Genomic DNA, 11,133 nt, shown 5'->3' with positions numbered 1-11,133 from the left:
CCCTAGACAAGGCCGAACTGTACCGCATGGGCTTGCGCTCAGCGCAGCAGGTCCCCGAGGTGACCCGCGAGCCACGCCCTTCAAGTGGCACGATGGTGCTCAAAAAGCTACAGTTCACCTACCCCAAGGCTACAGAGCCATCCCTGAGCATCAGCCACACGGAGTTGCCGCAAGGGCAAGTCATCGGCGTGGTAGGACGCAACGGGGCCGGAAAATCTACCTTTGTGCGCGTTCTGACTGGCCTGGAATCTAAGGCCACCGGCGTGGTGGACATCAATAACCGCTCGCTCTCGGGTCCCCGGCAGCGCCTGCGCCAGTCCTATTTAGTAATGCAGGACGTAAACCACCAGCTTTTCGGGGAGAGCGTGGAGTCCGACGTAATCATCGGCACCAGTGGACCGGATGGGAAAAACGAAGCGCGCCTTACCGAGGTGCTTGGTGCACTTGATCTCGCGGACAAGCGGGCCCGGCACCCGATGTCGCTTTCGGGCGGCGAACGCCAGCGCGTGGCCATCGCCTCAGCAGTCCTAAGTGAGCGCGAGGTAATCGTCTTCGATGAACCCACCAGCGGGCTGGACCTGTGCCGCATGCACCGGGTGGCCCACCTGCTAGACGCCCTAGCCCGGCAGGGCAAGACCGTTTTGGTAGTAACCCATGACATGGAGCTGGTGGCGCGGTGCTGCGATCTTCTCCTGCGCGTGGAAAAAGGCCGCCTTACCGCCTGCGAACCGTGCGATGATCTCGCACTGGCGCGCACGGTGCGGTATCTACGCGGCCGCGACAGCTAGTCCCTACAGCTTCCAGCTGGTGGCGTCGCTCTTTTCACCCCAGAAGCTGCGGTAGCGTGGGGAACTCTCCATGAGTTCCTCGTGGTTGCCGATAGACTCCACGGTGCCGGAGGGACTCATCATCACAATCTGGTCCGCGTCGCGGATGGTGTGCAGCCGGTGCGCAATGACGACGGTGGTGCGCTCGGCAGAAAGCGTTTTCATACCGCGCATCACAAGGTGCTCATTCTGCACGTCTAGAGAGCTAGTCGCCTCATCAAGCAGCACGATCCGCGCGTCCTTCAGTAGCGCACGAGCGATGGAGACACGCTGACGCTCACCACCGGAGAGATTCTGCCCGCCCTCGCTAATCAGGGTGTCAAACCCCTGCGGCAGCTGCCGGGCAATCTCGGTGACACCGGCCAACTCCGCTGCGCGGAGCACCTCCTCCCGCGTTGCATTGTGGCAGCCCAGGCGGATGTTTTCATACAGTGTGTCCTCGAAGAGGTACACGTATTGGAACACCATAGCCAGCGAATCCAACACCGCCCGGGAGCCAAGATCGCGAATATCCACACCACCGATACGGATGGTCCCCTGGTCAACGTCATAGAAGCGTGCCGCAAGTTTTAGCAAGGTGCTCTTGCCGCAGCCGCTGGGACCCACCAACGCAGTAGTAGTTCCGGGCGCCACGCGGAAACTCACGTCGCGGACCACTGGGGTGTTGGGTTCGTAGCCAAAGCCCACCCCATCGAACTCGATGCCATAGTCGCGTGGCGCCGCCGGAACCGCAGGCTCCGGCAACACCCGCGCATCGAGGATCTTTTGGATCTCATCTAAGGTATTGCGCGCGGATTCCAAGCCCTCGCCGTAGGGTATGCCCGACATAGCAACGCGAGCCAGGATGAACACCAACACAATGACGCCAATGTAGGTGCCTGCTTCTAGCCAGTGGTTGAGAAGTAGCACGGTGGCCAGGGCATCAATGACCACGGTACCGACCATGATGATTAAAGCCAGACGACCCATGATCATCTCACCTGTCTTCTGGGTGTGCTGCTGGGCGCTAAGCTGCTCTCGAATCGAGGCGCGCACGGCGCGCTCCCCCAGCGAATCCGGCCCAGCCATGCGCAGCACCGGCTGCACCTGGGCGAACTCCAGCACCTCCGCGGCGCCGTGCTCGTTGCGCTCGCCCTTCTGGCGCTCTGCCACGCGGTACTGCCGCATTAGGCGGTTATAGGCGAACCACACCACGGCAGCCACTGCAACGGTAACCAGCCCCAGCCGCCAGTCCACGGCGATGAGAAACACGCAAGCCAAACCGGCCGAGGCAGCACCGTGCAGCATGGGCCGCAGCATCATTGCCGGCGCGTTAGCGGCAAACAGCGCACCGCTGGTGGCTACAACACCGATCTGGCCGGCGCGATCTTCTTCAAAATAGCCCAGGGGTAGCTGTGCCGTGCGATCGGCGATAAGCCGGTGGATGCGCAGCACGTAATCATGCCCCAGGTCCTGGGCAATAACCTCAGTGGGCCAGTCTGCGGCGGCGTAGACGAGGACGGAGATAATGATCCAGGGCAACCATGCTGCGGCCTGCGCGGGATCTTCGCTAAACAGCGTGTCCAAAAACAGTGCAATGAGGATAAGGCCAATGGCCAACGCCACCGCGGAAATCCCAATTAGCGTAAGGACCAGCACCAGACGGCGACGATCAGCCGGACTGCCCAGTGAATAGAGCGTGCGGATCATTATTTTTCCTCCCCTTGGATGCCCGCCTGCGCGGTTTGGTAGCGTGCCCACATCGTGGCGTAGCCCTTGCCTGCCGCCACTAACTCTTCGTGAGTGCCTGCTTCGGTGACCTCACCGTTTTCCAGCATGAGGATCCGGTCAGCGCCGGTGATCGTGTGGAGCCGGTGTGCGATAACTACTAGCGTGCGCCCGGCCACCAGCTCGGTAATGGCCCGCTGGATCGCGGCCTCGGAGTCCGGATCCGCAAAAGCGGTGGCCTCATCCAACACGAGGATCGGCGCGTCGAGCAAGATGGACCGGGCAATAGCCAGCCGCTGCTGCTCGCCACCGGAAAGCTGCGCGTCCTCTCCCACCACCGAGTCGTAGCCGCGCGGCAGATGGGTAATGCGCTCATGAATCTGGGCGGCGCGGGCGGCGCGAACCACGTCTGCGTCGGTGGCCTCCGGGTGAGCGAGGCGAATGTTATCCCGCACGCTCATCCGCATAAGGTAAGGGTCCTGGAAGACGAACCCTACCCTACGGTAGAGCTGGTCAGATCGGAGATCAGTACTAGGGACGCCACCAATGCGCACCGACCCCTCCGTGGGGTCTAATAGCCGGGGGATGAGCGCGGCTAACGTGGACTTCCCCGAGCCGGAAGGTCCCACCACCGCAGTGATGCTGCCGGCGGTAAGTTTTTGGTTAATGCCGGAAAGCACCGGGGTGTCCGGCACGTAGGAGAAGCTTAAATCTTTCAACTCAATTCCGGCGTTTGCAGGCTCCCTGCCGCCAGCAGCGGGCGGCAATACCGGGATGTTGAAGAACTCGGTGAGATCCGCCGCGGCAGCCTTCGCCTCCGAAAACATGATGTTAGTGCGCGAAAGCATAAGCAGAGGCGCGGCGATGTTGTTGATGAACAAAAACGCTGCCAGCACATCGGCCACTGGTACGCCCGCAGACGTGATGAGCCACGGGCTGGCCGCGGCTACCACCAGCAGGCCAAACCCGGTGGAGGTGAAGATCTTCATCAAAGCGGTGGGGTGTACGGTGGCGTGCAACCACTCGCGATAGAACCCACCAAAACTCCGGGAACGACTAAGGAAAATGCTCTCGTCGTAGCCTTCCGGAACAAACACCTTGATAACCGGGATGCCGCGCACCAACTCTACGACGGCGGCGTCTAGCTGCTTCTGGCTGGACTTAAATTTCTCCGCCTTTTCTTGAAACTCGCGCATCATAAACGGCATGGTGGCCACTGCCAACAGCAGTGGTACCAGGCCCAGCAGGCCTATCCGCCAGTCCACCACGAACATGTATCCCAGGCTCAATAGCGGTACGAGTACACCGGCCGAATAATCGTGCGGCGCGTGGGCGATGAGCTGGTGGATCTTGGTGACGTCGTCTTCGATGTAGGTTTTCACAGTCCCCGACGGTGTCCGCGTAAACCAAGACAGCGGGAGCCTACCCAGCTTGGTAATCTGCTGCTGGCGTAAGTGCTCGCCCAAAAGGCCGTCGGCCTGGTGGCTTACCTGGAGGCTCTTCACGGTTGCCTGTCCATGTAGGACGGTGGCCACCATGAGCGCCGCGACTAGCAGCCACAGCTTTGACGCATCTATCGGCTCTCCCTGGAAGGACAGCATTACGGTGCGCACCAGCTCAACCAGCACGATTACCGGCACCAGCGACAAAACCGCCGCCAGCACCGCCAATAGCAGCGACACCGTGATCTGCCGGTGGGCAGGTTGAGATATTTGCCTAAATGTAATGGGTGGTTTTTGTTCGGTCATCGGGGCCTCTTTACTCAACAGTCACAATCACGCATTGTTCCGCGCTAACCAGGCAGTGTTCCCAGTAATTCCCGCTAGAAAACCGGCAAGCAGGTCGAGGAACTCGGTTCCAGTATCGAGCGGGAAGAAATGCCCACCCGGCAGGACCTTCAGTTCAAAACTACCGCTGGTAAAATTTTCCCACCGGGAAAGCATCTCTGGGCTGACAGCTGGGTCGCTATCCCCCGCCAATGCCAGCACAGGAGAGCGAAGCACCGTGGTTGCATGGTGAAAGCCCTCGTGTAACACATAATCGCGACGAATGTCAGCGAGCAGCAGCTTCATCACATCATCATTGGCAAGGATCTCAGGTGGTGTGCCACCTACCTTCTCAAACTCCCTGCGCAGCGCACCGAACCCCATTGACGAGTGGTATTCCCCAGGCACGGTTTCTCCGGGCGCCTGCCGTGCGGCCACCACCACGGCTTCCGGTATAGTGGGCCGATGCATCTGCTGCAGGCAGGCAGCAACCTGGTAGGCCAGCGCTGCCCCCATGGAGTGGCCGTACAACGCAATCGGCGCGCCCGCCGCCAGATCTACTATCTCGGTTGCGCACATATCGGCGAGCTTGTCAAAGTCGCTTACCCATTTCTCTCGGCGACGGGTTGCCTTTCCGGGAAGCTCCACCGGCACCACGTCAATGCTTGGGTTGACCCCCACCCATCCACGATAGACGGAAGCGCTGCCTCCTGCGTGATGGAAGCAAAACAAGAGGGTTCCAGTGCGATGTCCGGCCACAAACGGAAAGACTCCCTCGCAGCTGATTTCTGTCATTTTTCGCCTTTCGCTAGGTCGGACTGATTAAGCACGATTTCTACTGCTGCGACGGTACCCGGGTCTGTGGCAAGCAACTCGGGCATCCTGCGGGCTGCGGAGTCGTATGCTCCACTTACCAAATCGGCAATTCCGGCGGCCAGGGACTGGGCACTCAGTTCGCCTCGCTGGGCGTCAATATAGTTCGGCCCGGCACCGTTTCGACAAACTGCGTTGGCATGGAAGTGTTGGTCACCACCGAATGCAACCGCAAGGCACGGCTTGCCGGCGCGCAGGATCGCCCCGGTGGTGCCCAGTGAGCCGTGGCAGATGCCTGCACGGCACCACGGAAGCACAGTCGCGAACGGGACCCGGGCGACGGTGAGGATTCCTTCTCTCACACCAGGCTCATGATCGGGATCGACGATTATCGCCCGCAGACCATGCTCGATGCACGCGTCTCGAGTCCATCGTTGAAGGTCATAAACGCGATCTGAGACCATACTCCCAAAGCTTGCCAGAACCGGGGCCGAGCCGGCAGCCACAAACTCCTCGACTGCTGGGTCTAGGGCGAGTTCACTGTGGTGCGGGTCAAGCCACTCGCCAGTGACGTGAATGTGGTTTTTCCATTCCGGCGCCGGCGGACTCAACGCGGGACTGAATTGGTAGATCGTGGTTGGTGGAGAGGAGAGCGCTCGCTGACGCAGCCCCAACCTACGGCGCCATGCCGCTATCACTGGGCGCATCGCCCAAGCCATCAGAGTATTGGACATCCAGTGGGTGACCAGAGCTCCGACAGAGCCGTCCAGTTTTCGCGGATCCACGAGGCTGTAACGGAGGCAGGGTTCGGTAGGGAAAACCTGCACCCGAACGCTGGGGACTCCGCGTGCAGCCCCTAACAACCGAGCAACTTCACTGAATTGGGTGTACATGACCACGTCAACGCCATCCATGGCATGCTCTAACACATCGAAAACGTGGGCGTCAGATATCATCTCACGGATACCTAAGACAGTGTCCATCATGCCTTTACTATCGCCCAAAAGGCGCTTCATTAACGCCCGGTAATCACCGGGTAACTCGATGTAGTCCACCCCGTTTGCACGAAAACTCCCGCCGAATTCGCTAAACCCAGCCAAAACAAACTGGTGGCCACGATCTCGAAGTGCGACACCAAGGTGCGCAAATGGCAGCATATCACCCTCAGAACCCAGGACGACCGCGAGAACTTTCACAGCCGTCTCAATCCGTAATCCAACTAGGCCACTCAGGAACCCAAGACTCCCCCATGAGCTTATCTTCCGGGCCAATATCACGAATGACTCGGCACGGATTACCGGCTGCGAGTACCATGGGCGGAATATCTCTTGTCACAACACTGCCAGCACCAATTACTGCACCATGCCCAATCGTGACACCCGCAGTTACCGTGCAATTGCCACCAAGCCACACATGGTCTTGTATGGTGATCGCACCCCCGGTACACACCATGTATTGCCGCTCTACGGGGTCTAAGGCGTGATTGCCAGCAAAGAAGGAACACCATGGACCAACCATGACCTCATTGCCAAATGTCACCGGGGCCATATCAAGTACCGTAGTTCCTCGATTGAAGGTCACGCCATCTCCGACCTTGATTTTCGAGCCATATTGGACATGAAATGGCAGGAAAACCATTAAGCGCTCCCCCAGTTCACCAAGCAGGTCTGCCATCACTGCCTGCTTCTCCGCTGTTTGAAGTGGACGAAGCTGGTTGAGATCGTGACACTTCTCCGCCGCCTCCATCATCTCGTAATAGAGATCCGGGTCCTCAATAGGGCGGAAGGGCTGACCGCAGAGAATCTTATCTTCGATTTGCTCTCGAGAATCCATGGATACTCCTTTGTGCTTGAGAGGCGCGAGCCACAATACGAATTACGGTCAGCCACGCGGTTTGACCCTGACTAGTCGGAATACCCAGATTCTTAGCTCACACTTGGTAGCTTACAGGCCTTCGACTTAATTGTCAAGCATGCCATGCCTAATTATGGTATGCTCAACTTTGCAGCAACCTGCAGCGTCGCCGCCGATCAGCCGACCTGTGCAGACCTCTCCTGCGGGGCGCTGTGCACGACCCGGTGCCGCTAGACATACATCATTTTCTAAGGATTAGTTGGCACTACCCCAGGCGCTTGCTCCGTGGACCACAATCCATCGTTCGCGGGCAATAATCGGTTTTCCTTCTGCGGTAGGAGAATCGGTGCGCCGTCTAATAGACCGTTGACGTATATCCAGGGATGAATCATGAAAGAAAACCCCACCACGGCAACCGCTAGCGGTGACCCCAGCGCCACCGCAGTCCCCTCAACCAGCGCCCACGCAAAAGGCCGCGACCTGGTGCTTGATGTCCAAGATCTGCGATGTAGTCTGGGAAAAGTCAAGAAGCGAACGGAAATCCTGCGCGGTGTGACCCTCGCCATTCCGCGCGGGGGCATCCTCGCCGTCCTAGGCGCCAATGGTGCCGGCAAGACAACCTTGGTCAATGTCCTTTCCACGCTGCTGCCCGCCACGGGCGGAACCGCCATCATCGATGGCCACAACTTAGCCACGGATCCTTCCAAGGTGCGCGCTTCCATCGCGCTGACCGGGCAATACGCCGCAGTGGATGAGGAGCTTACCGGCAAGGAAAACCTCATCTTCTTTGGCCGCCTGGCAGGGCTTAAAGCTAGCGATGCGAAGGCCCGCGCCGCGGAACTTCTTGAGCGCTTCGATCTGGTTGGCGCCGCCGACCGCCTGGTTTCGGCATACTCGGGCGGCATGCGCCGGCGGTTAGATATCGCCGCCTCCCTCACTGTCCCGCCCGCGCTGCTGTTCCTCGACGAGCCGACCACGGGCCTCGACCCCGCCGCGCGCAGCTCCGTGTGGGATACCGTCCGCGGGCTGGCGGCCGACGGCACCTCGATCCTGCTTACTACCCAATACCTGGAAGAAGCTGACCAGCTCGCAGACCGCGTCGCCGTGCTCGCCGGAGGCAAGGTGCTCGACGAAGGCACCCCCGCCGAGCTCAAGGACCGCTATGGCACCACGGTGTGCCTCATCACGATGTCTAGCCCGGACGATGCCGCACGCCTCACCCACACCTTGCAAGAACACCGCATCGACTGCCGCCAAGAGGACACCGTATTGCGCGTCGATGCGCCCGATGGCCACCGCACCCTAGTCCGGGCGCTGGCCTTGTGGGATGGCGACGACACCTCGGTCGCGGACGTCTCCTTGGTTCCGCCCTCCTTGGACGATGTCTACTTCGCTATCGCCGGGTCCGGCGACATCGCGCAGCAGGCTCCCCACACCGGTGGAGGCTCCCAGTGAACGCGCTCGGAGCAGTCGCTGCCTCGTGGCACCGCAATGTCCTGCGCACCGTCCGCAACAAGGCCGTAATGGTTTCCGCCGTGGCAATACCCAGCCTGTTCATGGTCATCTTTTACGCCACCTTCGCCAAGGCTTCGACGGAACTCGGCATCGATTACGCCGCCTTCCTCCTGCCCGCCGGCGTTATTCAGGCGATTGTGTTCGCCGCCGGGGGCTCCTCCTTGGCGATTACGCGTGACGCCGAAAACGGCATCCACGACCGCATCCGCGCCACCGGGACGCCCGCCTGGGCCACGGTCGTCGGCCGGCTGCTGGCAGATCTCACCCGCGCCGCGTGGTCGTGCAGCATCGTCGTCCTCACCACGATCCTGCTCGGTGCCCGCTACGCTGCCGGACCGGGTCGTATTATCCTTACCATCGCCCTTTTCGCCGCCCTCACCATCATCCTCTCCGCGTTTATCGATGGCTCCTGCCTGTTGGCCCCCAAGCCCACCTCGGCGTCCTTGCTCTTCCAAAACCTCGTGCTGGTCATGGTGATGTTCTCCACCGCATTCGTGCCTGCGGATGCGCTGCCCGGCGGCATTGGCCCCATCATCCGGCACGTACCGCTATCTCCCATCTTGGACACCGCCCGCAACCTACTAGGTGGCGCTGCCCTGGGGGCGCGCGGAGTCGAAGCACTGTGCTGGCTCATCGCCATGACCGTCGTTGGCGTATGGGGCTTTATCACCGCTTTCCAGGGGAGGAAACATGACTAACCACACCACCGCCACCGTGTCGCACGACACCACCTGGCTGTCCACTGTCGCCACGCATTTTGGAAGGCCCCTGCGCCCCGCCCGCCGCGATAGCGCGGTAATTACCAATACCGTGGCTGGTCCCGTTTTGATGTTCCTGGTCATGCGGTGGCTGTTTGGCGACCTCATGGCGGCCTCGCAAGGCTCTGCCACGCTCGACGCGTTACCGCTTACCATCGCGCTCATCCTTTCCAGCGAACTGATGAATGGCACCTCCGCCGCCGCGCAGATAATTAAGGAACGCCAACGCGGTATCACCACCCGCATCGCGACCACGCGCTACGGCACCAGCCCGGAGATCTTCGGCCGCTGGTGTTTCGATTCCTTACGCAGCCTTATCTCCGGCTGCGCGGTGCTGCTGGCTTCCGTGGCTTCTGGCCTGCGTATTCACACGCTGGCCGGGTTTGGCTGGGTGCTGTTAGTCATCATCTTCGGCGCGGTGGTGGCCGCCTCGCTATCGGCCATGGTGGGCGCGATGTGCGCCACCCCGGAGGCCGCCATTGGCCCGGCCCCCATCATCATGGCGGCCATGGCACTTAACGGCGGCCTCGTGCCCGTGGAGCAATTCGCTGGTGTGGTTCAACCCATCGCCCGGTGGAATCCGCTTACCTTCGCCGCCCGCGCCGGCGCCGCCATCGACGGCACGCCAAGCGCCGAAATCCTTGCCACCGGCCAGCCCGGCACCGCAGTCTGGGCTTTCGTGGCCTGGATGGTAGCACTCACCGTAGTGCTGCTAGCCGCCGCAGCTGCGTTCCGCCGCCCCACCATGTCGTAAATAGCGCCGGTTAGCGCGACAGTGCTACTTGTCGCGCGGCGGCGTCCCCAGCGGCGCGGTAGCGCTACTTGCCGCGCAGGGCGCGCCGCCGCGATAAAGAGCTGCGAATCTTTACCCGCGGCCGCGCTAAGGCGGGTAGTGTCGCCGCCGGTTACCGGCAACCAGGCGGCCTCGCCCGGGGCTAGCTCCAGGTCGTTTACCGTGACCACACCAGAAGTAGCCAGGGCGATGGCCGGTCCGGGAAGCTGCGTGGAAACCGTGGTGCCGGCGGGCAAATCGTAGCGGGTCACCGCAAACTCCTGCACCGGCAGCGGGTACTCTACTACCGTCGCGGTGTTGGGCGCGGCATCGGCAACAGCGGCGCTCTCCGCGCCTGCACCATCGCCCAGGGAGGTGTTCCTATATAGTTTGTCAATTCCGTGGGTGAGTTTGTTGGGGGGTGTGAAGGGTTTCTGCTTTTCCTTGTGGATGTTGTTTTCGGGCATGGTGAGGAGCCGATTGGGCTTGCTGTGCAATCGGCTTGAGGGGAGGGTCTGTTGGTTCTAGGCTGCTGCGGCCTCCTGGACTGTGGAGATGTCTCGGTAGAGCTCGCCGTTTCGCATCATGGCGAAGAGAACGTTGAGGTGCCGGCGTGCGAGTGCGACGACTGCGGCGTTGTGTCTTTTGCCTTCTTTGCGTTTTCGTTCATAGAATTGCCGGGAACGCTCGTGGAATCTGATCGATGCAAAAGACGATTGCCATAGGGCGTTCTTTAATTTTTTGTTGCCAGCCCGGTTAGGCGAATTCGACATGATAGACGTTCCTGACTGATTCGTCCGCGGTGATAGCCCTGCATAGGATGCTAGGTGCGCTGCATCGGGGAAGTCGGACATATCGCCAACAGTCATGAGGATCTGCGCTGCGCTACGCGGGCCGATACCAGGCATGGATAAAAGAATCTCGGTCTGCGGAATGTCCTGAATCAGCTTGAGTACCTGCGCTTCGATTTCTTTACGATGCTCGAGTTTGGTTAGTGCATCTGTGGCGGACATTGCTACGCCAAGTTCGGCGTATTCTGCGCCGGCAATGGATACGGTCTGTTCGTGGATGGCAGCAAGCATGGCATCGATGGGACCTGACCCCCATGTGGTGGACACCTG

10 protein-coding genes are annotated in these 11,133 nt (G+C 60.6%); 4 read left to right on the top strand and 6 right to left on the bottom strand.

The genetic code is table 11. The annotated features are described in order from the left end of the window. The coding region (locus HMPREF2724_RS05035) for an ATP-binding cassette domain-containing protein (RefSeq protein WP_141748338.1) at window positions 1-788 on the top strand (788 nt) is incomplete at its 5' end. A 3-nt stretch (window positions 789-791) separates the two neighbouring features. On the opposite strand, the gene HMPREF2724_RS05030 is transcribed toward HMPREF2724_RS05035, so the two are convergent. The 5 genes from HMPREF2724_RS05030 to HMPREF2724_RS05010 all read right to left on the bottom strand — a co-directional run bounded on the left by HMPREF2724_RS05030 (window position 792) and on the right by HMPREF2724_RS05010 (window position 6,946). Further along, window positions 792-2,516: an ABC transporter ATP-binding protein gene (locus HMPREF2724_RS05030; RefSeq protein WP_070455853.1), complete on the bottom strand. Its 1,725-nt coding sequence runs from the start codon at window positions 2,514-2,516 to the stop codon at window positions 792-794. Next, window positions 2,516-4,216, bottom strand: a complete 1,701-nt coding sequence (locus tag HMPREF2724_RS05025) for an ABC transporter ATP-binding protein (protein ID WP_232751658.1) — start codon at window positions 4,214-4,216, stop codon at window positions 2,516-2,518. Before HMPREF2724_RS05025 ends, HMPREF2724_RS05030 begins: the two co-directional genes overlap by 1 nt. 93 nt (window positions 4,217-4,309) lie before the next feature. Beyond that, window positions 4,310-5,095 (bottom strand): thioesterase II family protein, encoded by a 786-nt coding sequence (locus HMPREF2724_RS05020; RefSeq protein WP_023018093.1) that lies wholly within the window; start codon window positions 5,093-5,095, stop codon window positions 4,310-4,312. After that, window positions 5,092-6,309, bottom strand: coding sequence for a glycosyltransferase (locus tag HMPREF2724_RS05015; protein WP_023018094.1), 1,218 nt, complete (start codon window positions 6,307-6,309; stop codon window positions 5,092-5,094). The genes HMPREF2724_RS05020 and HMPREF2724_RS05015 overlap by 4 nt, the downstream gene beginning before the upstream one ends. A 7-nt stretch (window positions 6,310-6,316) precedes the next feature. Then, window positions 6,317-6,946 (bottom strand): sugar O-acetyltransferase, encoded by a 630-nt coding sequence (locus HMPREF2724_RS05010; RefSeq protein ID WP_014303359.1) that lies wholly within the window; start codon window positions 6,944-6,946, stop codon window positions 6,317-6,319. Window positions 6,947-7,357: 411 nt separating this feature from the next. Between HMPREF2724_RS05010 and HMPREF2724_RS05005 the strand changes: the two genes are divergently transcribed. From HMPREF2724_RS05005 to HMPREF2724_RS04995, 3 genes are read left to right on the top strand one after another with little or no spacing between them, the layout of a single operon-like run. Further along, on the top strand, window positions 7,358-8,422 hold the full coding sequence (locus tag HMPREF2724_RS05005; RefSeq protein WP_014303358.1) for an ATP-binding cassette domain-containing protein: 1,065 nt from the start codon (window positions 7,358-7,360) through the stop codon (window positions 8,420-8,422). After that, window positions 8,419-9,180, top strand: a complete 762-nt coding sequence (locus HMPREF2724_RS05000; protein ID WP_014303357.1) for an ABC transporter permease — start codon at window positions 8,419-8,421, stop codon at window positions 9,178-9,180. Before HMPREF2724_RS05005 ends, HMPREF2724_RS05000 begins: the two co-directional genes overlap by 4 nt. After that, complete coding sequence (locus HMPREF2724_RS04995) at window positions 9,173-9,994, top strand: ABC transporter permease (RefSeq protein WP_070587471.1); 822 nt, start codon at window positions 9,173-9,175, stop codon at window positions 9,992-9,994. Before HMPREF2724_RS05000 ends, HMPREF2724_RS04995 begins: the two co-directional genes overlap by 8 nt. Window positions 9,995-10,536: 542 nt before the next feature. Here the strand turns inward: HMPREF2724_RS04995 and HMPREF2724_RS04990 are convergent. After that, window positions 10,537-11,133, bottom strand: a 597-nt coding sequence (locus tag HMPREF2724_RS04990; RefSeq protein ID WP_141744803.1) for a transposase, incomplete at its 5' end; no start/stop codon positions are given.

This window comes from Corynebacterium sp. HMSC071F07, from assembly GCF_001810285.1.
GTDB classification, from domain to species: Bacteria; Actinomycetota; Actinomycetes; order Mycobacteriales; family Mycobacteriaceae; genus Corynebacterium; species Corynebacterium simulans.
Note: the sequence above shows the minus strand (reverse complement) of the source record. Positions and strands in the feature narration are given on the sequence as shown.

Bases quoted from the DNA above. Each gene is read 5' to 3' on its own strand.
- HMPREF2724_RS04995 (WP_070587471.1), top strand. From the start codon at position 9,173: ATGACTAACCACACCACCGCCACCGTGTCGCACGACACCACCTGGCTG.
- HMPREF2724_RS05030 (WP_070455853.1), bottom strand. From the start codon at position 2,516: ATGATCCGCACGCTCTATTCACTGGGCAGTCCGGCTGATCGTCGCCGT.
- HMPREF2724_RS05020 (WP_023018093.1), bottom strand. From the start codon at position 5,095: ATGACAGAAATCAGCTGCGAGGGAGTCTTTCCGTTTGTGGCCGGACAT.
- HMPREF2724_RS05010 (WP_014303359.1), bottom strand. From the start codon at position 6,946: ATGGATTCTCGAGAGCAAATCGAAGATAAGATTCTCTGCGGTCAGCCC.
- HMPREF2724_RS05005 (WP_014303358.1), top strand. From the start codon at position 7,358: ATGAAAGAAAACCCCACCACGGCAACCGCTAGCGGTGACCCCAGCGCC.